The following is a 20798-nucleotide window of genomic DNA, read 5'->3' on the forward strand; positions in this document are numbered from 1 at the left end:
CGCATGACCATCAAGAGCCAGACCCACAAGGGCGATGGCTTCAACGAGCTGCGTTTCGAGGACGAACTGGGACGACAGGAAGTCTTCATCCACGCAGAAAGAGACCAGAACAACATCGTCAAACACGATGAAACCACGCAAGTCGGGAACGACCGCACCGAGCGTGTCGAAAAGGATGAGACCCTTTCGATTGGCCAGGACCGCCGGGAAGAGATTGCCCGGGACGAGTTCGTCAATATCGGCCAGGACCGGGCCCACGAAATCGGCAAAGACGATACCCTGACCATTGGCCGGACCCATACCATTATCACTGGCCAGGACCGCATAGAACAGGTCGGCAACCACCGCCAGGACGTCACCAAAGCCAATCACACGGTAGAAATCGGTGGTCACCTGGAACAGAGCGTGGCCGGTCACAACACCTTGCAGGCCGGGGAAGCCATCCGCCACACAACCAAGATCTATGACATCCAGGTCAGCGAAAGCCTGACTATCAGGAGTCCGGCCGGGTTGCTGCGCATAGATGGTGCCGGTATCACGTTGGACGGACTGGCACTGGCTTTCAAAGGTCCTGTCAGTCAGCAGGCCAACTGCAGCCAGCGTATGACATCGACCTTCGGCGTACCAGAGCCCGGCGAGCCCATTTGCCTGAGCTGCTTGCTGAAAGCGATCGCGGACGGCCACAACATGATTCGCATGGAAGGAACAAGCTGATGCCAAGCCCATTTATCAGAACTATGGTGGAGGTGCTGCGCACCTCCGACCGCTATCGTCTGAGCGCGATCGTGGAAATGGCCAGCCTGTCACCCGGCGTGCAGGAAAAGCTGACCCGGCACTATGAGGACCGCTGCTGGCCACTGCTGCAACAAACCCAGTTCAACAATCTGCGAACAGCAGGCCCTTGGTTATTCGGATCGCGGCCAGGCTCTGATGTGTCGGCCCAGTACGATTTTCAATGGCAACTCGAACAGCTTGCTTCGGGCGCGGTTTGCGGCTGGATCGTCAGCGCGTTACCAACTGCCCAACTTGCCCGGCATCTGAGCCACGCCAACATCGTCACGGGAGCTGACGGCCATTTGTACCTCCTGCGCTTCCACAACGCTGCAGCTTTACGAGTGCTGGATACATATCGTGAGCTGCCAGGGATAAGCGAATGGCTGGCTCCCATCCATCATTGGTGGTCACCTGTAGCGCACCCGAACAAGCGGTTGTGGCTACAAGTATCCGGTGCAGATCAGCCTCCGTCCCTGCGCCTCCCACAAATCACGCTAAACGAAGACTGTTGGGCTGAATTGGCGGGAGACCCGCTGAGCTATCAACTTGCCGAGTTGATCAAGGACGAGCCGTCCTGTGCAGCCTTGGCCACTGCTTGCCACGGAACACGGGTTGGTCTGATCCAGCACTACCTGGATCAGGCGCGCGAGCAAGGCTTGGACCGTGAGGAAGACCTCATCAGCTATGTGCTCATACTGGCTCGCCACGGCGAGCAACTCAGTAGCTCACAAGCCTGGCAGGACGCGATTGTCGCAACGCGCGAACAGCAGACATCCCTGATGGACAACGTGCAGCAACGCCTGCGCGCCAAGAGTTGAGGTACACAGCCATGGACTCGGTCACCGAAACCCTCGAACTGTGCAGACGCATCACCACCGGCTACCGCCCTGCACTGCGCAACAGCCCTGTCGCCGACTGCACCCGCCGTTTCGAACTGCTGCCCCTGCGCTACGCCGCCGTCGGTGGCAACCCGGCACAACGCGCCCGCCTGCCCAAATTGCCGGGCTACCTCAGCCCCTTTCAGGATGTCGGCGAGCTGACCCATTCTGGCTATGCCATCCGCCCTTTGCGCGAGGGCTTTCTCTACCTGCTGATCAAGCGTCACAGCGAACCGGCCTACCAATGGCACAGCCAGTACCGCGTTGCACCCAACGGCTCACTACTGTACATCAGCGCCGACGCACCTTGGGAATCCGCCCCCAACGCCGCCAACCTGGAGGAGATCATTCGCGGCTTTGGCTGGACTATCACTCTTTACGATCTGGATGACATTCAGGAACTGCGCCCTTTGTTCAGCCCTTCCCCACTGACCCCACGCATGCTCGACAACTATCGCCTACTTGAGGACGAGTATCGCAGTAGTCTACCGGCCATCGATATCGCCCGATTCATCCAGCCCTCCGATGCGCCGCCGCAAGCCCATGTACTCAAGCACGATCAACTTGGCTGGGTCGCCGACTTCAAAGCGCAGGAGGATTCGGACCTGAAAGCGCTGCTGGACATGCAGCCGTTCAACAACGATCAGATCGTCTCGCCACACGCGTCACGACAAGCCCTGGCACCGTTGGTTAACCAAACCAGACCCCGCGGCGCCGCAATCGTCATCGAAGACGCCATCGGTATCACCCAGGGGCTCAATGCCTGGCGCAATGCTGCCGTCGACGACGTAAAGACCAAGTGGCTGCGGCGCTCCGTAGAACCAGGCGTGGACAACGAGCGCAGACTGCTGGTCGCGCAATCGTTCCTGGAGATCGAAAAGCTCTACCCGCAGATGATGGCCGACCAGATCGTCAAGCGCGAAGTCATGGCCGAGACGATTCGCAACCAGCCGGCCACGCCGGTGGAGTTCTATGCATTTTCCGATCGGGCCAGGCAACAAGCCGATGCGCATGATGAGAGGATGAGACCACACCTCGAGAAATTCGAGCGCGACGTGCGCGCCAAGGTCCAGGCCCGCCAGGATACCGGTGAATTCAGCAAGAAGTTCGACCAGAAATACGGCCATCTGGTCGACCGTCAGGCGATGCACGATCAGCTGGAAAGTTTCGAGCAGGCCATGCAACAGGCCCAACAGGAGACAGAGGATCGGGCCAAGGATCATGCCCGCTGGTTGATCAGTGAACGCCTGCTACAGGCCTTGGACCGTTACGACAATGCCGACCTGATCAATGGCCTGGCCTTTGCCGAACAGACCGGCCAGTGCGTGATCGGCATGGAGTTCAGTGAATGGGGAACGACTGTGCTGGATCACTGGTGGCGCAGTGATGTGGCTGATCGGAGCAACCTGGCGATGCGCGGTATCACGTACAACCAGGATGACATTCGTGATGCTCTCGCGGAGCTACGGGAAGCGGCCATGGCCAAACCGCCGTCGGTATCATGGTTCGTGCAGCGTGAGTCACTTGTCCGGCAAGCACACATTGCGGCGAATGCATTCGGGCGTGCCAACGCTTTATATGAAGAACTGCAAAACAGAAACAGCCACGCCAGCATCGGTCTATACGCCTGGTACGTGGCGCTGGGCCGACAGGTTCTGCGTACCGGAGCCCCCAACAGTATGGACCGTGCCCTGCACCATGGCCTGCGCCTGACGCTGTTTGCTTCGGTACATGAGACAGCTGTCGACATACGCCTGAGTGAAGCGGCTCGTAGCGGGCAGCCATTGAATCCGCAGCGCAGCGCTGGCCAGGCAGGACGTTACTTGGACCAGGCCTGGGCCGAAGGATTGATGCAAGCCCATAAGAGCGACTTCTACAAAGTACGTGTCTCCGGTCTTGTATGCCTGCTGGAAGGGATGCTGATGGCGTTCAAGGCCCGCGAACTGCCCGACAGTGATGTACGGATTAAGACCGAACTCATTGCGGCCGCCATGACCACGGCTGCGGCGGGTTTCGAGATTGGGGCCAGCTATGTGGAGCAGGTGGTGACGCGTTACGGCGCAAATAGCGTGACCGGTAGAGGTGCAGTTGCGACCTTGGGAAGGTTGAAACTCTGGGGCGCCGGATTAGCGGGGATGGGTGGGTTCGTACTAGCTTGGTGGGACTTCGCCGACGGGGTAAAAAATCACACTCAACATAGTGCCTCAACGAAATCCTGGGCATTGAGTGGGGCCTATTTTACGCGCGCACTGGCTACGCTCGCTTTATCTGTCGGAGAATTGGGAACGGCCATAGGAATAGCTAAACCCCTCTTCGATCGTCTCACGATCAATAACCAGAGCAAACTCATACGTCTTGTAGGGCGATCATTAGGCAGCCTGGCTACCAGACTGGGTACGCAGGCGGCTCGCTTGCTGTTAACCAAATTAATTTTAGGAGCGTTTTGGGTAGGCCTGATCCTCACTGCCATTATTTTCTTGCTTGAGGACGATGCGCTGGAAAAGTGGTGCAAGCGAAGCAGCTATCGTTTGGATAAAAGCTCTAAACCTTACGATGAACTAGAAGAGTTAGCAGCCCTGCACTCAGCTTTCAGCGAGGTCCTTTGATGTATCTTATCGAGCGGGGGCTGTGGGAGATGGCAATTGAGTCAAAAGCGAAGCGCAAGGTATTTGACGCGCAGAGAAGCTTGATTGAAAAGCGCGCTGACAAGGATTTCAATGAAAATGACATGAGCAAACACATACACTTCAACAGTGTCAGCGAAAACCCCAATGCACGCGGCCCGATATTTTCTTTTAACGATACCTATATGGAAATGCGCTGTGGCGGATCAGAGGAAAAACGCGGAATCATCACTATAATGACGCTTGGCAGTTTAGTTCCGATGACTTACGCATGGCTGAATATAACATTGAGCTCCATCTACACCAACATAACTCAACCCGACTTCTTTTCTGTGTTCTCGGTCCTATTCAGCACATACATGCTATCAATAGGCGGAGCCGTTTATTATTTTTATGCCAAATATGGATTTCGTTTTACGCGACTGGAAATGCTTACCAGCCGCCACTTGCTCATTCGCTTCAATCGAAAAACCCAGCAAGTTCACCTCCATAGACCAAGCTGCTGCGGCGGTATAGCAACATTCCCCTGGAGAACTACCGGAAGCACAGGCGTCAACCCCGAAGACGACTCCCTCAGCGCGGGCATGAGGCTGTGCCTAATCTGGCACCCCAACCGCACCGGCCTCCCTCACATGGAAATGGCCCTACTCGGCAAGCAAGGCCAAGGCGGTAGTGAACTTCGGGACGAGTGGGAATTCATTCGCCGCTATATGGAAGATGGCCCACATGCCGTCCCCCGTCCCCGTCTGAGCACCCAACTCCCCTCGCCCGTCCAGGCATTCAGTGCCCAGTTCGAAGGATTGGGTCGTTTCTTCCGGAAAAGCAGCTGGCTGTTCAAAGTCGTCCTGCTCTTGGTCTGTCCCGCCTTCGTCATCATCGGCACCGGCCATTGGCTGAGCCTGCTGTTGTGCTGGCGACCGCGCTGGCCGAAGGTGATCCGCGAAGCTGGCATGCCCGGTAAGCCCGTTCCAGCGGTGACAACGCTGAGCGACTACCCATCTGAGATCCAGGAGCGCCTGCTCGCCAATGCCGATCGCTGGCATCTCAAACCCGGCAAGCGTCCAGAGAAAAAGCCACGCAAATTACGTACTTCGAGATCGAAGGTGCAGCGACCGAGGAGCTGATGCTACGAATGGGTCGGCACGACCTGCCCCACTCCCCAACCTTGGGGGCACGGTACCCAACGACAAACGCCTACCAATACCGTTGAAAATGAATTGGATCCCTTGCCCTGCAAGGGCTACAGCGCATTTTTTCCGGCTTGGCACGCCTATTGCCGATCTCCTGCCAGACGCCCCAAGTCCATGGGCCCGTTTGCAGGAGGAAATGACTCATGCACCGACCGATACCCCACCCGCTGGCAGTGGCGATTTTCGCCGGCATGCTCCAGCTCCCGGCGCAGGCTGCCTTGAACGCTGTCGATCCAGGCGCCTATGTGCCCGCCAACGGCGGCTTCCCCGCCTGGTATCAGGACAGCCACGGTCGTACCCTCGACCTGTGCCTGACCAAGGCAGTCAGCTCGCGGGTGCCTGGCGCGCCCGGCGCACCGTCGTACATGTGCACGCTGCTGCCTACCCCCGGCGTGTTCGACGATACCCAGCCCATCGTCTTCCCCACCAACTTCCCTGACGAGGCGTTCTGGTTCACCGCCGACGCCGCCATCGTTGACGCCACCCGCGGCATCGATCTCAGCTACGGCACCGCGATCGAAGCGGCATTTGCCGCCGAAGAACCGGTCGACGGCGACCAGGTCAGCTTCGCCCGGGTGCGTATCCGGGTCGACGTGCCAACCGCCGGCACCTACGTGGTCACTCACCCCTACGGCGTTGAAGTGTTCGACGTACCTGCGGCCGGGCGCCGGGCGATCAACATGACCCGCGACATCGGCATTGCCGGCGCAGGTGATTTCACCGGTGCCCTGAAAGGCGATGTCGGGCCGTTCCTGCGCAGTGTCAACGGCCCCTACACCGAAGGCAGCGAGCGTTTCATCGGCGACCCGAACCTGGAAGAACGGGTGACCGGCAGCCCGTTCAACACCAATTACGTGCGCATCGAAGGCCCCGGTGGCATCGACCTGCGCACCGAGCTGTTCGCGGTTTCGGGCAAGCTTTCCGCAGTGGCCCTGCCAACCCCGCTGATGCCGCAACGCACTACCTACTCGCGGCATACCGAGAACGGCGACCTGCGCGCCCAGCAGGACATCTTCGTGATGGCCCCGCCACCACCGGCCAGCGTCACCCTGACCAGCCAGACCCCCAACCTGAACCTCACCGAGGCCAACGGTACCGGCGCCTGGTACGCCCAGTCGGTGCTCGACCCGGCCGCCGGGACGATCCTCACGCTGACCGCCGACAACAGCGTGGCGATCCCCACCAGCAGCCTGACCACCGCCAACGTGCCGCTGACCGACCTGGTCACCATCACCCAGGCCCAGTACCGCCTGTCCACCGGCGAGCTGACCCTGGTGGCCAGCACCAGCGACGAAACCACGCCGCCAGTGCTCACCGCACATACCGGCAACGGCGCGCTGATCGGCAACCTGAGCGGAACTGGCGCCGTGAAGACGCTGAGCACCAGCCTGTCGCCGATCCCGCCGGCCAAGGTGCAGGTCACCAGTGCCAATGGCGGTAGCGACACCGAAGACGTGGTGCTGGTGCCATGAACAGACAAAGGCTCAGCCTTCAAGGAGGCAGCATGAACACTTGGTCGCGCCGTGCGCTGTTGGCCGCCGGTTTTTCTCTTACCGTTACCAGCGCCGCGTTTGCCGCGCTGTCCGATGTCGACCCGGGGCCCTACACCTTCGCCACCGGTGGCTATCCGATGTGGTACAAGGACAGCCTCGACCAGTCCCTGGAGCTGTGCCAGTCCCGTGCCACCAGTACACGAGCACCCGGCGCGCCAGGGGCACCCGCCTACATGTGTACCTTGTTGCCCGAGCCCGGCATCTATGACGATGCCCTGCCGCTGGTGTTCCCGGACAACTGGCCGCCAGAGATGTTCTGGTTCCTGGCTGAAACCGCCATTCCGCAGGTCGGCAACAGCGGCTACGAGCTGGAGGTCTATGTAGCCGGGGTGGAGGCAGCCTTCGCCGCCGAAAACCCGGTCGATGGTGACCAGCAGAGCTTCGCCCGCATCCGCATCCGTGCTTCGGTCCCAAGTACCGGTACCTACACCATCACCCACCCTTACGGGGTGGAGACGGTCAATGTCACCACGGCTGGGCGCCGGGCGATCAACATCACCCGGGACATAGGCATTGGTGCTCCTGGCAACTTCCGGGGAGCGCTGGCGGGGGCGATCGGCCCTTGGCTGAAGGGTGTTGGCGGGCCTTACACCGCGGTCAACCCCGATACCGGCGCCATCGAAACCTACATCGGCGACCCCAATATCACCGAAGCGGTGACCGGCAGCCCCTTCAATACCAACTTCGTGCGCATTCAAGGCCCCGCTGGCACCATCCAGACCAACACCTTCACTGTTTCAGGCAAGGTACTGGACCAGCGTGCCCAGACCCCGGTCAGCCTGGAACGCGCCACCTACTCGCGCAATGCCACCGGCACCCGCACGGAAGTGTTCGCCAAGGCGCCCAGCGCAGCCAGCCTGTGCATGCGCAATGGCATTGCCCTGGTCGGCACCCCGCCTTCGCCGTGCCAGTACACCCTCACCGCCGACAACAACGGGCTGTTCTTCCACCAGCAGTTCGGCCAGGAAGCACCGCCTGCAGTGGTGGTGGTCACCGCTAGCAACAGCGCCGGCGGCACTCAGCCGACCGCGCTGTCGAGCAAGCTCACCGACGTGGTCAAGGTCAGCACCGCACGCTACGACTGGGCCAACAAGCGCCTGCTGATCGAGGCCAGTTCCAGTGATGAGGTGGCGATCCCCGACCTGCTCGCCCAGGGCTACGGTCGCCTGTCCAAGGCAGGCACGCTGCAGAGCCTGACCGTCAACGACGTACCGCAGCCGCCGGCCACCATCACGGTCAAGTCGGCACGTGGCGGCAGCGATGTCGAACCGGTGGTCGTGGTCGGCAACGCACCGGTCGAGGCGGCCAACCAGCCACCGCTGGCCCAGGCCGATATCGGCAGCACCAGCGTCGGCATCCCGATCACCCTCAACCTGCTGCAGAACGACAGCGACCCGGACGGCAACGTACCGCTGACCATCAGCGACCTGACCCAGCCCGGTACCGGCCTTGGCGGCGTGGTGATGAACGGCACCACCTCGGTCACCTACACCCCGCCAGCCGGGGCCACGCAACCCGTGGTGGCCACCTTCAGCTACCGGGCGGTGGACGCCAAGGGCCTGAAGTCGGAACCGGCTACTGTCACCATCAACGTAGCGCCCAACCGGGCACCAACCGCCAACCCGGAAACCGTCGCCACCCTGGGCGTGCCATTGACCATCAACGTGCTGGCCAACGACACCGATCCGGAAGGCAACGTGCCGCTGACTGTCCCCGCTACCTCCCTCACCCAGCCGGCTACCGGTCGGGGCACGGTCAGCACCGACGGCACCACGGTGACCTACACCCCACCGGCCACGGTGACCACCGCCTTCACCACCACCTTCACCTACCAGGCTCGTGACTCGCTGGGGGCGCTGTCCAACCCCACTACCGTCACCGTCAACGTGTCGCCACGGCCCGCCGCCGAAACCTTCGCGGTCACGGCAGCCACGGTTACGGCACGCTCCAACAACCGTTACAACTGGGACCTCAGCGGTACCTCGTCGGTCACCACCGGCAACACCGTCACCGTGCGGGTTACCACGACTACCGGCGTGCAGACCCTTGGCACCGCCACGGTAGCGCTGACCGGCCGCTGGCGCCTGGCGGTGAGCAATAGCACCACGATCATCCCGACTGCGGCACCGACGGCGACGATCACCACCAGCCAGGGCACCACACGCACCGTCAACGTAACCGTGCAGTAAAGGCCGGAGGTTGCAATGAAACGCCTGTACCCCCTGCTGCTCGGCCTGGCCCTGGTGGGCCAGGCCTGCTGGGCCGACGACCTGCTGGACAATGCCGACCTCGCGCCCGGCAACGACCTCGGCGACCCGGTGATCATCCGCCTGCTGCCGGCCGGCGCCGGCCAGGCTGCAGTGATCGAGCAGCAAGGCGCGGGCAACCGCGCCGCCCTCGACCAGAACGGCCAGGCCCTGCTGGGCCGCATCGTCCAGGCCGGAGGCGCGCAGGAAGCGTACATCTTGCAGGAAGGTAGTGACCTGATGGCCATCATCAGCCAACAGGGAAATGGCAACAGCGCGTCGATCCGCCAAAGCGGCAGCAGCAACAGCGCGGCCATCGAGCAGATCGGCAACGACAACAGCGCCAGCATCGTGCAGTCCGGCACTGGCCTCAACAGCTCCGTGACCCAGGCCGGCAATGGCCAGCACGTTCAGATCACCCAATACCGATAGCCCTGGAGGCACCCCATGTACAAGCTCGCTCCGTTAAGTGCCGCTATAGTCCTGGCCCTTGCAGGTCAGGCCATGGCTGCTGACAGCACCTCGTCCCAGACCCAGGACGGCAAGGAAAACATCGCCGAAGTCAGCCAGTCCCTGGCGCCATTCGCCTCGGCCACCCAGACCCAGACCGGCAAGGGCAACAACCACCTGGCGGTGCAATCCGAGAGCACCAGCGATATCCAGCAGAGCGCCAACGGCCAGTACAACGCCGGCTACGCCGACCAACTGTTCGAGAACGGCAGCCAGGTCACCCAGCACGCCAGCGGCAGCTACAACGATGCCTTCGTCAGCCAGTCGCTGGGCCTGGGCAACCAGTCGCTGCAAACCCAGCAAGGCGCCGAAAACACCTCGACCGTGTGGCAGGACAGCCAGGAAGGCAGCAAGGCCACCACCTGGCAATTCGGCCAGCGCAACGAGGCCTTCATCGAGCAGACCTTTGGTGGCAGCAACAACAGCAGCATCATCAACCAGGCCGGCCAGGACAACTACGCCGCCGCCGAGCACCTGAGCTACGTCGATGGCGATATCCAGGTCTACCAGGATGGCAAAGGCAACTGGGCGTATGGCGACCAGCGCGACGGCACCGGCGGCACCATCGGCATAGGCCAGTACGGTGGCGGCAACTCGGTGGAAGTGTGGCAGGACAACCAGACTGCCAGCCAGGCATCGGTAACCCAGTCCGGCCAGCTGAACGAAGGCTATATCGACCAGAGCTTCGGCATGAACAACAAGGTCAGCCTGTCGCAACAGGGCACGGCCAACGCCAGCTGGTCGGACCAGTTCGAGACCAACAACTCGAACACCACCATCACCCAGACCGGTAGCAACAACCTGCATTTCACCTACCAGAACGGTGAAAACCTCAACCTGACCATCAACACCAAGGGCAATGGCAACAGCGTCACTGCCAGCAACTGGAAAGGCGCCAAGATGGGCGGCCAGTTCGGTACCAACCAGAACGCCACCATCAACCAGAACGGCAATGGCAACGGCGCCAACCTGACCCAGAACGGTGACAACCAGCTGGCCACGCTGACCCAGAAAGGTACCGGCAACCAGATGGAGACCAAGCAGGCCGACATGAACAACGAGCTGTACTTCGAACAGAACGGCACTGACAACATCCTGATCGCCGACCAGCGTGGCACCGAAAACTATGCCTACGGCAACAGCCAGGGCAACGGCAACGTCATCAACCTGGACCAGTCCGGCTACAGCAACCAGAGCTACACCAATCAGCTGTACGGTGGCGGCAACGAAGCCACCATCAAGCAGGTTGACAGTTACAACGTCGCCTACGTGACCCAGGGGGGCCAGGGCAACAAGGCGTACGTCGACCAGAGCGGTGTCACCCAGACCGCGACCATCAGCCAGCTGGGCAGCGCGAACGTTGCCACCGTGACCCAGCAGTAGATCGCTCCCCCCCTTGAACCGCGGTGCTCCTCTCCCTGGTGCCGCGGTTCCTTTTTATTCCTGTCAGAACCTCTTTTTCTTGCCGACCTGTTCGCGGGCACGCCCACACACAGGTACTCAACCGCCGTCAAAGCCTGCGCCAACCCTGTGGGAGCGGGCATGCCCGCGAATAGGCCAAGCCTGCCAAGCGCATTACAATGGTCCACACCCCAACCGATGCCTGCCCCATGATCCAGTCCGACCTCGACCTGTTCGGCCCCCAGCCGCAACGCCTGGCCAGCCACACCGTGCTGCTGCCCGGCTTCGCCCTGGCCGAGATCGAGCCTCTGCTCGATGCCCTGCGCCCGGTGCTGCGTGCCGCGCCGTTCCGGCACATGCAAACCCCGGGCGGCCTGCGCATGGCGGTAGGGTTGACCAACTGCGGCACGCTAGGTTGGGTCAGTGACAAACACGGCTACCGCTACAGCCCCTGCGACCCGCTCAGCGGTAAACCCTGGCCCGCCCTGCCCCCCGTGTTGCTCGAACTGGCCAACCGCGCCGCAGCCATGGCCGGGTTCGACGGCTTCGTGCCGGATGCCTGCCTGGTCAACCATTACCTGCCGGGCACCCGCCTGAGCCTGCACCAGGACCGCGACGAGCAGGACTTCGGCCAGCCGATCGTGTCGGTGTCGCTGGGTTTACCGGCGGTGTTCCTATTCGGTGGCCTGCAGCGCGCCGACAAGACCCAGCGCATTCCACTGAGCCATGGCGATGTGCTGGTCTGGGGTGGCGAGGACCGATTGCGCTTTCACGGCGTGCTCCCGATCAAGCCTGGCGTGCATCCGCGCCTGGGTGAACGGCGGATCAACCTGACCTTGCGCAAGGCCGGTGGCTGAATCGGACCAACGGCCCGCCACCCGGCGCAAACAGGATGAACGCGCATGAAACACGTTGAACATCTTGGCCAGGCAAGCTTCAAACGATATGCCATGCCCTCTTCAGCCTGGAGCCCGCCATGCCCTGCCAGCCCTGTTCCCCAACCCCTCACAGCGGAGCCGCGCGCCCATGAAAATGCCCTGCCGCGCGCCCAACGCCTCACTGCAACTCGATTACGTACGCGACACCCTGTTCGGCCCGGTGGCACAAAGCGTGGAATGCCAGTGCCAACTCGCCGCCCTCAACCTGCAAGGCCGCCCGGGCCTGCGCCTGCACATCTGCCCGCCGCTGCCCGACAAGGTCGACCGCGCTCACAGCGTGGCCTTCGTCTGGGACGGGCGCAGCTACCACGGTGTGGTCCGCGACCAGGGCAAGTGCGGTGATGGCGGCCTGAACCTGCTGCTGGAACTGCTGTAAGACGATCAACGGCGATCAACCCGGCTGAACCCACGGGGCGCGTCACATCTCCATAGCAAAAGGGCCCACGCCCGCCGGAGAACGCGGAGAACGCCAATGAACAGTCCGTTGCTCAAGCTTTTCACTCACCCCGCCGACGCCTGGCTGGATATTCGCCAGGCCGAGGAAGACCACCCGCAGCAATATCTGCCGCGCCTGCTGGCCCTGGCATTGATCCCCGCGGTGTGCCTGTTCGTCGGCACCACCACCTTCGGCTGGAGCCTGGCGGCCGAGGAACGGGTGCGCCTGAGCCTGGCCAGCGCCGCGCAACTGGCTGGCCTGCTCTATGCCACCACGGTCGTCGGGGTGATGTTGATGGGCACGATGATCCGCTGGATGTCGCGCGGTTTCGATGCGCAGCCCAGCCTCAACCAGTGCATAGGCTTTGCCGCCTACTGCGCCACGCCATGGTTCTTTGCCGGGGTGGTCGGCCTGCTGCCGATCCGCTGGCTGGCGCTGGCGGCGCTGCTGGCTGCCTCGGCCTATGCCAGTGTGTTGCTGTATGGCGGGTTGCAGACCTTCCTGCGCCTGAAGAAGGAACAGGCCATGCTGTTCGCGACCTGCGTGTGGGGGGTGGGGTTGCTGCTGCTGGTGACCATCCTGGTGGCGATGATCCTGTTCTGGTTCAACGGCCTGATGCCGGAATATGTGCGCCCGGCCAGCCTGGGCTGACCGGGGCGCGGCAGGCGCCTCAGGCAATCGCCTTGAGTGGCGCCGGGTGGCTGTCACGCAACGCGTGCAGCTGCCCCACCAGGTTGACCAGGTCGCGGCAACTGTTGAGGCTATGCAAGGGGACCCCGCTCAGGGTCACGCCCTCGTCGAGACTCTGGCCCTGACCCAGGCGGATGGTCAGGTTGGCGCCGTCCGTGCAGCTGACTTCGCAACGGTCGGGCAGGCAGGCCTGCTCGATCATCTGCCGCATTTCTAGCATCGAAACTCCTATCAACGACATGGTACGACCCTCTCTTTGGGATGGCCTGTTGTGTGAGTACGCCTTTGTCGGGCGAGGCGCCAATTGATATTGCGCATGCCGGGGCAGGCGTCCATGCGCCTGGGCAATGATCATGCGGGGAATCCTCTAGCACCTTAGTGGAAGATCGCCTGCGCAGTTCGAGTGTTCGAACGCGATGGCAGACTTAGCGACGAGCGGTGCCGACAGGCCCCAGCGATGCCCACAGATGCTGCGCCGCATAGGCTCGCCACGGTCGCCAGGCCAAAGCTCGTTGCGCCAGTTGGGCGTCGTCGCCTTCGAGCAGGCGCAACGCCTTGATCAGCGCCACGTCGCCCAGCGGCAAGGCATCGGCCGCGCCGGCCTGGCGCAACGCCAGGTAGTGCGCGCTCCAGGGGCCGATCCCCTTGAGCTGGCACAGGTTGCGCAGCAGTTCATCCAGCACCTGCCCGCGGCGTAGCAGCCCGGGCTCGGCCAGCAAGGCACTGGCCAGCGTGCCCAAGGTGGCGGCGCGCGCCCGCGGCATGCCCATATCCTCGAACTGCGCAGCCGCCAATACCGGCAGCGCCGGAAACACGTGGCTCAGGCCTGGTGCGGGCCAGCGCAAGGGCACGCCGTGGCGTTGCACCAGGCGGCCGGCCAGGGTCATGGCACCGGCCACACTGACCTGCTGGCCCAGCACAGTGCGCATGGCCTGCTCGCAGGCGTCCCAGCCTTGTGGCACGCGCAGGCCCGGGCGCTCCTGTAGCAGGCGGGCCATCAGCGGATCGCGGGACAGTTCGGCATTGATGCGCGCGGGGTCGGCATCGAGGTCGAAGACCCGCCTCAGCCTGGCGGTCAGGCCGGGTAGCGCGTGGGCCGGGACGCCTTCAAGGCGGACCCGCAGGTACTGGCTGCCCGAAGGTGTGGCGTGCAAGACGGCGTGGCGGCCGGCAATTGCCAGGGTACGGCGGTAGGTGCCGTCGAGGCAGGTCTCGATGCCGGGGATGCAGCGGGCAACGAGGAAGGCCAGGGTCGAGGGCCAGTGGTAAGGGGCGCGGTAGCGCAGCCACAAGGTGTGGTGGCCGGGGGTGGGCAATGATCGGCGCACGGCGTGCAGGGGGGTGAGCTTGGGCATGGCTGCATCATGCCAGCAAATGTAATACCTGTACCGGCCCTATCGCCGGCAAGCCAGCTCCCACAGGTACAGCGATGCTCTCGAGATTGTCGCTGTACCTGCGGGAGCTGGCTTGCCGGCGATAGGGCCGGACAAGCCATTCAATCAACCAGGATCAATGCGCAGCACCGTCCCGTGCATCCTGCATCTGCCCGAACCGCCCGGCATGGAAGTCGTCGAACGACTCGGCAATTTCTGCCTGGCTGTTCATCACGAACGGGCCATAGCCCACGATCGGCTCGTCGATCGGTTCACCGCTGAGCAGCAGCAGGCTGGCACCTTCCAGCGCTTCGACGGCAACATCCTCACCGCCGCGGTCAAGCAGCACCAGGCTGGATGGGCCGGCTTCGCGCTCGCCGTTGATCCGCACATTGCCGCGCAACACCACCAGCGCCGCATTGCGGCCGGCGGCAACCGGCAGCTGCAAGGTTGCACCGGCATTCAGGCGCATGTCCCAGACATCCATGGCGGTAAAGGTTCGCGCCGGCCCCGAATGCCCACGATATTCACCTGCAATTACCCGCAGGCTACCGCCCTCGCCGTCCAGCGCCACCACCGGGATGTCCTCGGCCAGCAGCGTCTGGTAGCCAGCCGCTGCGCGCTTGTCCCGTGCCGGCAGGTTGACCCACAGCTGTACCATCTCCAGCGTACCGCCAGTGCGGGCGAAGCCTGGGGAGTGGAACTCTTCATGGATGATGCCGTTGGCAGCAGTCATCCACTGCACGTCACCGGGGCCGATCAAGCCGCCAGCGCCGGTAGAGTCGCGGTGCTCCAGCTCGCCCTGGTAAACGATGGTCACGGTCTCGAAGCCGCGGTGCGGGTGCTGGCCAACGCCGCGCCGCGCACTGGTCGGGGTGAAGTCATGAGGGCCGGCAAAGTCCAGCAGCAGGAACGGGCTGATCTTGCTGGCCAGGTTGTCGTAGGTGAACAGGCTGCGCACCGGGAAACCATCACCTACCCAGTGGGCGTGGGGGCTGCGGTGAATACCCAGAATCGTTTTCATGAGAAGGCTCCTCTCTTGGTTGAGATAACCTTACCAGTGATACCAATCAGGCAATAGCTGGCTAAAATGGCATGCATCGTCTCATTTAAAGGACAATCAGAAAAACACGGCGTGAAGTATCGGATGCCCCGTGTACTGCGATCTCAACCAATGCTCCAGCTTCAACGAAAAGGCTTGCCCCCGCACCCTGAGTTCCCGATAGACCGGATCCGCCATTGCCTGGCCCGGGGTCAGTCTGTCCAGATGGCGGCGATTTTCCACCGAGGATATCAACTCGAGAAAGACTGCGTAGTCTTCGAACAGAGCCACGCTATAGGGGTTGGAATGACCGAGCTTTGCCAGGCGTTGCAAAGGGGTGAGGGCCAGCAACTGTTGAAGGCGCAAGACCTTCGACGGCGCAGGGAGGCCGTGGGCCTCGGCAATCGCCACGATGCCGCCTGCAAAAAGCAGTTTTCGCGAAAATTGCAGTTTGATGTTGCGTACACCCCACGCCTTGCCTTCGGCCCTCTTTTCCTCGAAGTTCGCCATGAGGGTGCGGTAGTAGCGGATCAGGTCGTTAAGCAGGAACCTGGCAAGCCCGCTTCCATGATCGTCAGGTACATAACGGCACAGCAGGTCATGCTGCCACCAGGCAAAGGCCTCATGCCCGAAGAGGGATCGGCCTTCGAGCAACATCAGCATTCGCCTGGTCAGCGCAGTATTGTCTTCGCACTTCCAGCCGATGTGTTCGCTCAAGTCCGAGTACAGCGCCAACGCCCCACGGCCGAATTTAGCCTCGTCGCTTTCTCCCGGATGGCTGATGGGCCGGACAAGGTCGCTGACCTGGCGCAATATGTCGTCCAGACGACCCGCCGGCAAACTGCTGTCATGCACGATGAAAAAGTCGATGTCCGAAACAGGGGAAACCTCGCATCGACCATAGGAGCCCACGCTGACCACAGCCAGTGGTGACCGCCCCACCAGCGGTGCAAGCGTGCTGTATATGGCCTGCCTGAGTGACTCGATTGTCTTGCAGGAGTAGTTGTAGCGTTCTTGCAGATACGATGGCTGTAGCAAGGTCTTGCTGGTCATGTTCGTACGCTCGGGCAAAGCCCAAGGTTACTCACGCCTTTGCACCCGGTGCTGTCTGGAAAAACTATCCCGCCGGCCCCTGCAGCAGGAACGCCTGCACTTCTTCGGCACACGCCTCAGGATGTTCCTGCATGAAGCAGTGCCCACCTGCAACCTGCCTGGCGGTCACCTGAGGGTTGAGCGCCGCCAGGCGGCTCACCGAATGGGGCACGAAGGGGTAGGTGTGCTCGCCGAACAGCACCCGCGTGGGCGTGCGGATCGCCGTCAGGCTTGCCCACATGCGCTTGGGGAAGGAACTGAAGATTTCCACTTCGCGGCTGGGCCGGCACTTGAGCACTACCGCTTCGCCACACTCGCCGATGGCATGCTCGACGTAGGCCCGCAGCGCCGCATCGGTCCACCCCTTGAAGATACCCCGCCCATGCAGCGACGCCAGGGCTGCCTCGCGGTCGGGCCAGTGGCTGCGACGGCTGGCGGCCTTGCGCGCCAGGGCGTGACGCTGATGCAAGCCGACCAGGGCTGCCACCCCCATCACACCCAGCATGCGCCGGCTGAACAGTACCGGGTCAAGCAGCACGGCACGGGTGAACAGCTGCGGTTCACTGGCCAGGATCAGGCCGGTGAGCACGCCACCGAAGCTGTGCCCGACGGCAAAGCGCGGTACGTCGCCATACTCGCCCCGCCCGGCTGCGAAAGCCTCCACCGCCAGCGCAGCGGTGCGGTTCCAGCCACGAAACACCCCGCCATGGTCACTGTCACCATGGCCCTGGACATCGCTGAGCCACAGGTCGAAATGTTCGCCCAGGCGCATCAGCAATGGCTGGTAGGTCAGGCAGCAGAAGCCGTTGCCGTGCAGGAAATGCAACAGCGGCTTGCCACTGGCCGGGGTTCGCCAGCCACGCAGGGTGAAGCCTTCGGCGCATTCGTGGGACCAGGGGATCAACTGCATCGGCTTGCTGTACTCGCGGGGTCAGGAAAACGCCGATTCTACAAACAGCAGCGGGTACAGTGAAATCACCAGCAACAAGGCCATCAGGACATTGAACAGCATCAGCCAGCGCGGGTTCTGCAACAGGTTGCGCAGGGCGCTGCCGAACATCACCCACACCCCCACGCTGGGCAGGTTGACCAGGGCAAACAAGGCGGCAATGACAATGACGTTGGTCACATAGCCTTGCGCCGGCGTGTAGGTGGTGATTGCTCCGACTGCCATCACCCAGGCCTTGGGGTTGACCCACTGGAACGCCGCCGCCCCCCAGAAGCCCAGCGGTTTGCGGGCACTGGACGAGGCTGTGCCGACCGGCCCGGAGGTGGCGATCTTCCAGGCGAGGTAAAGCAGGTAGGCGGCGCCGGTGTAGCGCAGTATCGTGTACAGCGGAGGCCAGGCCTTGAACACCTCGCCCAGGCCCAGGCCAACGGCCAGCACCATTACCATGAAACCGACGCTGATCCCCATGGCGTGGGGGATGGAGCGGCGCACACCGAAGTTGACGCCCGAGGCCAGCAGCATGGTGTTGTTGGGGCCAGGAGTGATGGAGGACACGAAGGCAAACAGCACGAAGGCGGTGAGCAGGTCGGCAGAGGCAAGCATGGCAGGCATTCCACATTCTTTATGGGTGCTGTCACACTAACGGAGTCGCCCTCCTCTGCGACCGATACAGTTTCACTAAATTGTGTAGATACACATCGCTGTACCGCTACCATCAGACCAAGGAAGCCGTCACCATGAGCCTTACCATTCGCCCTGCCGTTCGCGCCGATGCCGAGCAGATCCTGGCCTTCATCACCGAACTGGCCGAGTACGAACGCGCTCGCCACGAGGTGACCGCGAGCGTTGCCGATATCGAGCACAGCCTTTTTGACGAGGGCAGCACCGTGCACAGCCTGATTTGCGAGCGCGATGGCCGGGCAATCGGCTTTGCCGTGTATTTTTACAGCTACTCGACCTGGCTCGGGCGCAACGGCATCTACCTGGAAGACCTGTACATAACGCCCGAGCAGCGCGGCGACGGTGCCGGGCGGCAATTGCTGCAGCATATTGCCCGCGAAGCGGTGGCGAATGATTGCGGGCGGCTGGAATGGAGCGTGCTGGACTGGAACGAGCCCGCGATCGGCTTCTATCAGAAGCTGGGGGCCGAAGCACAGGATGAGTGGGTGCGCTACCGGCTGGACGGGGAGAAGCTGGCGGCGTTTGCCCGGGGCTGACCGGGAGCGCTTCGCAATCCCTGTGGGAGCGGCCTTGTGTCGCGAAAGGGCTGCAAAGCAGCCCCAGCAATTTCAACTGTCACGCATCAATCCTGGGGCCGCTTTGCGGCCCTTTCGCGACACAAGGCCGCTCCCACAAGTACAGCGACAACCTCGAGAGCAGCGCTGTACCTGTGTAGGCTTTAGCCGCGAACACCGACGCAGCCGGTGCCATGCACAGAGTACCCGCAGCGCCCGCAAACTCGATTCTGGCAATTGACGGCAGCCCCGCCCCATGGTCTCCTTATGCCTCGCGTTCAGGTGCCCCCGATGGGGGTGAAACGGGAAACCGGTGCGTCACAGGCCCTCCAGCAGGGCCGGACAAGGCCGGTGCTGCCCCCGCAACGGTAAGCGAGCGAAGCGTCTGTACCACTGTGCCCGATCACCCGGCATGGGAAGGTGACGCCTTCCAGGAGCCTGTCTCCTCCTCGCAAGCCCGGAGACCGGCCTGGCGTTCATGAACACCCCGCGGTGGGCGGGCGCTGTTGCATTCCCCTGGGCTGCCACGCTCGGGGCTGCCGCGCTTGCCCGTTGCCCACAAAAAGCAGAGGAACGCGTCATGCCCGTCACCAGCGCCAAGCAACACAGCATCACCACCCCCGTCACCCTCAGTCAGCGTGTCGTCATCGCCGTCGGCGCCAGCCTGCTGGGCCTGTGCCTGGTGTACTTCGCCGGCTTCTCGCACATCGAGGCCGTGCACAACGCCGCCCACGACACCCGCCACAGCGCCGCCTTCCCCTGCCACTGAGTACGCCCGATGATCACACGCATTGCCCGTACTGCGGGCTTCAGCGGGTTGCTGGCGGCCTTGCTGCTGACCTTGCTGCAAAGCTTCTGGGTCGCCCCGCTGATCCTCGAGGCAGAAACCTACGAATCCTCGGCCCCGGTCGCCCAGCACGAGCATGCCGGCGAAGTGGCGGCCCATGAACACAGCGCCGAAGCCTGGTCACCGGAAGATGGCTGGCAGCGGGTGCTGTCCACCACTGGCGGCAACCTGGTGGTCGCGGTCGGCTTCGCCCTGATCCTCACCGCGCTGTACAGCCTGCGCGAACCCAAGCGTGCCGGCACCGGCGCACTGTGGGGGCTGGCCGGCTTCGCCGTGTTCTGCCTGGCCCCGACCCTGGGCCTGCCGCCGGAACTGCCAGGTACTGCAGCCGCCGACCTGGGGCAACGCCAGGCCTGGTGGATCGGCACCGCCAGCGCCACCGCGCTGGGCCTTGCCCTGCTGGTATTCGCCCGCCACTGGTTGCTGAAGGCGCTGGGCGCCGTGCTGCTGGTCATTCCCCATGTGATCGGTGCGCCGCAACCCGAGGTGCACGAGAGCCTGGCCCCCGCCGCACTGGAAACCCAGTTCAAAGTGGCCTCCTGGCTGACCAACGCCGCCTTCTGGCTGGCCCTGGGCCTGCTCAGCGCCTGGCTGTTCCGGCGCTCCAGCCAGGCCTGATGCCTGCCTTTTACGCCGGCTTCGGCTGCCGCCGGGGTTGCCCGGCGGACACGCTGGAAACCTTGCTACGCCAGGCCCTGGCCAACCAGGGCCTGGCGTTGGCCGGCCTGCACGGTATCGCCAGCATCAGCCTGAAGGCCGACGAACCCGGCTTGCAGCAACTGGCCGAACGCCTCGGCGTGCCCTTGGTGTTGTACGATACCGCGCAGTTGCAACCCTACGAACTCCAGCTCAGCCACCGCTCCGCCGCTGCCCATGCCCACTGCGGCTGCTGGGGCGTGGCGGAGAGCGCGGCTTTGGCCCTGGCCAGCCAGCGGCTCGGCACGGCCAGGTTGCTGCTGACGCGCCAGGTACTGGGCCCGGCTACCCTCGCCCTGGCCTGTTGAACGTTTCCCCTCTTTC

General features: G+C 63.0%; 21 protein-coding genes and 1 riboswitch. Of the genes, 15 read left to right on the plus strand and 6 right to left on the minus strand.

Annotation, left to right across the window (positions count from 1 at the left end; genetic code table 11):
• The 11 genes from RYH74_RS22580 to RYH74_RS22630 all read left to right on the plus strand — a co-directional run.
• A partial coding sequence (locus tag RYH74_RS22580; protein WP_410903192.1) for a bacteriophage T4 gp5 trimerisation domain-containing protein occupies window positions 1-714 on the plus strand: 714 nt, incomplete at its 5' end.
• Entirely contained in the window at window positions 714-1592 is an 879-nt protein-coding gene (locus RYH74_RS22585) for a DUF4123 domain-containing protein (protein ID WP_286099953.1), read from the plus strand. The genes RYH74_RS22580 and RYH74_RS22585, both read left to right, overlap by 1 nt.
• Window positions 1593-1603: 11 nt before the next feature.
• Entirely contained in the window at window positions 1604-4258 is a 2655-nt protein-coding gene (locus RYH74_RS22590; RefSeq protein WP_317410179.1) for a T6SS effector BTH_I2691 family protein, read from the plus strand.
• Window positions 4258-5400 (plus strand): DUF6708 domain-containing protein, encoded by a 1143-nt coding sequence (locus RYH74_RS22595; protein WP_075045327.1) that lies wholly within the window; start codon window positions 4258-4260, stop codon window positions 5398-5400. Before RYH74_RS22590 ends, RYH74_RS22595 begins: the two co-directional genes overlap by 1 nt.
• 209 nt (window positions 5401-5609) lie before the next feature.
• On the plus strand, window positions 5610-6938 hold the full coding sequence (locus RYH74_RS22600; RefSeq protein ID WP_075045328.1) for a hypothetical protein: 1329 nt from the start codon (window positions 5610-5612) through the stop codon (window positions 6936-6938).
• A gap of 32 nt (window positions 6939-6970) precedes the next feature.
• The gene (locus RYH74_RS22605; RefSeq protein WP_084785193.1) at window positions 6971-9208 is read left to right on the plus strand and encodes an Ig-like domain-containing protein; all 2238 of its coding nucleotides are present in this window, start codon (window positions 6971-6973) and stop codon (window positions 9206-9208) included.
• A gap of 15 nt (window positions 9209-9223) precedes the next feature.
• Window positions 9224-9697, plus strand: coding sequence for a curlin (locus RYH74_RS22610; protein WP_025339292.1), 474 nt, complete (start codon window positions 9224-9226; stop codon window positions 9695-9697).
• 15 nt (window positions 9698-9712) lie between these two features.
• Complete coding sequence (locus RYH74_RS22615) at window positions 9713-11158, plus strand: curlin (RefSeq protein ID WP_075045330.1); 1446 nt, start codon at window positions 9713-9715, stop codon at window positions 11156-11158.
• 227 nt (window positions 11159-11385) lie between these two features.
• Window positions 11386-12033 (plus strand): DNA oxidative demethylase AlkB, encoded by a 648-nt coding sequence (alkB, locus tag RYH74_RS22620; RefSeq protein ID WP_286099956.1) that lies wholly within the window; start codon window positions 11386-11388, stop codon window positions 12031-12033.
• Between the two features lie 169 nt (window positions 12034-12202).
• Window positions 12203-12490, plus strand: coding sequence for a hypothetical protein (locus tag RYH74_RS22625; RefSeq protein WP_025339295.1), 288 nt, complete (start codon window positions 12203-12205; stop codon window positions 12488-12490).
• A 96-nt stretch (window positions 12491-12586) separates the two neighbouring features.
• A complete protein-coding gene (locus RYH74_RS22630) occupies window positions 12587-13201 on the plus strand; it encodes a Yip1 family protein (RefSeq protein ID WP_274079444.1) in 615 nt (204 codons plus the stop codon).
• 19 nt (window positions 13202-13220) lie between these two features.
• Here the strand turns inward: RYH74_RS22630 and RYH74_RS22635 are convergent, their stop codons facing one another.
• The 6 genes from RYH74_RS22635 to RYH74_RS22660 all read right to left on the minus strand — a co-directional run bounded on the left by RYH74_RS22635 (window position 13221) and on the right by RYH74_RS22660 (window position 18308).
• Entirely contained in the window at window positions 13221-13481 is a 261-nt protein-coding gene (locus RYH74_RS22635) for a DUF1652 domain-containing protein (protein ID WP_025339297.1), read from the minus strand.
• A 184-nt stretch (window positions 13482-13665) separates the two neighbouring features.
• The gene (locus RYH74_RS22640) at window positions 13666-14595 is read right to left on the minus strand and encodes a DNA-3-methyladenine glycosylase family protein (protein WP_317410180.1); all 930 of its coding nucleotides are present in this window, start codon (window positions 14593-14595) and stop codon (window positions 13666-13668) included.
• 154 nt (window positions 14596-14749) lie between these two features.
• The gene (locus tag RYH74_RS22645) at window positions 14750-15637 is read right to left on the minus strand and encodes a pirin family protein (RefSeq protein ID WP_286099958.1); all 888 of its coding nucleotides are present in this window, start codon (window positions 15635-15637) and stop codon (window positions 14750-14752) included.
• Between the two features lie 96 nt (window positions 15638-15733).
• Window positions 15734-16708 (minus strand): hypothetical protein, encoded by a 975-nt coding sequence (locus RYH74_RS22650; protein ID WP_286099959.1) that lies wholly within the window; start codon window positions 16706-16708, stop codon window positions 15734-15736.
• Between the two features lie 64 nt (window positions 16709-16772).
• On the minus strand, window positions 16773-17657 hold the full coding sequence (locus RYH74_RS22655) for an alpha/beta hydrolase (RefSeq protein ID WP_317410181.1): 885 nt from the start codon (window positions 17655-17657) through the stop codon (window positions 16773-16775).
• Window positions 17658-17678: 21 nt separating this feature from the next.
• Entirely contained in the window at window positions 17679-18308 is a 630-nt protein-coding gene (locus tag RYH74_RS22660; protein WP_317410182.1) for a LysE family translocator, read from the minus strand.
• 125 nt (window positions 18309-18433) lie between these two features.
• Here RYH74_RS22660 and RYH74_RS22665 point away from each other — a divergent pair, with 125 nt between their 5' ends.
• The 4 genes from RYH74_RS22665 (at window position 18434) to RYH74_RS22680 (ending at window position 20782) form a co-directional block, all read left to right on the plus strand.
• On the plus strand, window positions 18434-18913 hold the full coding sequence (locus RYH74_RS22665) for a GNAT family N-acetyltransferase (RefSeq protein WP_317410183.1): 480 nt from the start codon (window positions 18434-18436) through the stop codon (window positions 18911-18913).
• A 281-nt stretch (window positions 18914-19194) separates the two neighbouring features.
• Window positions 19195-19419, plus strand: a riboswitch (cobalamin riboswitch).
• A gap of 92 nt (window positions 19420-19511) precedes the next feature.
• A complete protein-coding gene (locus RYH74_RS22670; protein WP_025339304.1) occupies window positions 19512-19700 on the plus strand; it encodes a CbtB domain-containing protein in 189 nt (62 codons plus the stop codon).
• 9 nt (window positions 19701-19709) lie between these two features.
• Window positions 19710-20396 carry a CbtA family protein gene (locus RYH74_RS22675; protein WP_075045338.1) on the plus strand — a complete coding sequence of 229 codons (687 nt, stop codon included), beginning with the start codon at window positions 19710-19712 and terminating at the stop codon, window positions 20394-20396.
• Window positions 20396-20782, plus strand: a complete 387-nt coding sequence (locus RYH74_RS22680) for a cobalamin biosynthesis protein (RefSeq protein ID WP_085692502.1) — start codon at window positions 20396-20398, stop codon at window positions 20780-20782. The genes RYH74_RS22675 and RYH74_RS22680 overlap by 1 nt, the downstream gene beginning before the upstream one ends.
• Window positions 20783-20798: the final 16 nt, after the last annotated feature.

It is taken from the genome of Pseudomonas sp. LSJ-87, assembly GCF_032971465.1.
GTDB classification, from domain to species: domain Bacteria; phylum Pseudomonadota; class Gammaproteobacteria; order Pseudomonadales; family Pseudomonadaceae; genus Aquipseudomonas; species Aquipseudomonas putida_Z.

Coding starts and splice junctions, on each gene's coding strand:
- RYH74_RS22675 (WP_075045338.1), top strand. CDS start 19,710: ATGATCACACGCATTGCCCGTACTGCGGGCTTCAGCGGGTTGCTGGCG.
- RYH74_RS22645 (WP_286099958.1), bottom strand. CDS start 15,637: ATGAAAACGATTCTGGGTATTCACCGCAGCCCCCACGCCCACTGGGTA.
- RYH74_RS22605 (WP_084785193.1), top strand. CDS start 6,971: ATGAACACTTGGTCGCGCCGTGCGCTGTTGGCCGCCGGTTTTTCTCTT.
- RYH74_RS22655 (WP_317410181.1), bottom strand. CDS start 17,657: ATGCAGTTGATCCCCTGGTCCCACGAATGCGCCGAAGGCTTCACCCTG.
- RYH74_RS22635 (WP_025339297.1), bottom strand. CDS start 13,481: ATGTCGTTGATAGGAGTTTCGATGCTAGAAATGCGGCAGATGATCGAG.
- RYH74_RS22630 (WP_274079444.1), top strand. CDS start 12,587: ATGAACAGTCCGTTGCTCAAGCTTTTCACTCACCCCGCCGACGCCTGG.
- RYH74_RS22680 (WP_085692502.1), top strand. CDS start 20,396: ATGCCTGCCTTTTACGCCGGCTTCGGCTGCCGCCGGGGTTGCCCGGCG.
- RYH74_RS22595 (WP_075045327.1), top strand. CDS start 4,258: ATGTATCTTATCGAGCGGGGGCTGTGGGAGATGGCAATTGAGTCAAAA.
- RYH74_RS22600 (WP_075045328.1), top strand. CDS start 5,610: ATGCACCGACCGATACCCCACCCGCTGGCAGTGGCGATTTTCGCCGGC.
- RYH74_RS22665 (WP_317410183.1), top strand. CDS start 18,434: ATGAGCCTTACCATTCGCCCTGCCGTTCGCGCCGATGCCGAGCAGATC.
- RYH74_RS22660 (WP_317410182.1), bottom strand. CDS start 18,308: ATGCCTGCCATGCTTGCCTCTGCCGACCTGCTCACCGCCTTCGTGCTG.
- RYH74_RS22585 (WP_286099953.1), top strand. CDS start 714: ATGCCAAGCCCATTTATCAGAACTATGGTGGAGGTGCTGCGCACCTCC.
- RYH74_RS22625 (WP_025339295.1), top strand. CDS start 12,203: ATGAAAATGCCCTGCCGCGCGCCCAACGCCTCACTGCAACTCGATTAC.
- RYH74_RS22590 (WP_317410179.1), top strand. CDS start 1,604: ATGGACTCGGTCACCGAAACCCTCGAACTGTGCAGACGCATCACCACC.
- RYH74_RS22670 (WP_025339304.1), top strand. CDS start 19,512: ATGCCCGTCACCAGCGCCAAGCAACACAGCATCACCACCCCCGTCACC.
- RYH74_RS22650 (WP_286099959.1), bottom strand. CDS start 16,708: ATGACCAGCAAGACCTTGCTACAGCCATCGTATCTGCAAGAACGCTAC.
- RYH74_RS22640 (WP_317410180.1), bottom strand. CDS start 14,595: ATGCCCAAGCTCACCCCCCTGCACGCCGTGCGCCGATCATTGCCCACC.
- RYH74_RS22610 (WP_025339292.1), top strand. CDS start 9,224: ATGAAACGCCTGTACCCCCTGCTGCTCGGCCTGGCCCTGGTGGGCCAG.
- alkB (WP_286099956.1), top strand. CDS start 11,386: ATGATCCAGTCCGACCTCGACCTGTTCGGCCCCCAGCCGCAACGCCTG.
- RYH74_RS22615 (WP_075045330.1), top strand. CDS start 9,713: ATGTACAAGCTCGCTCCGTTAAGTGCCGCTATAGTCCTGGCCCTTGCA.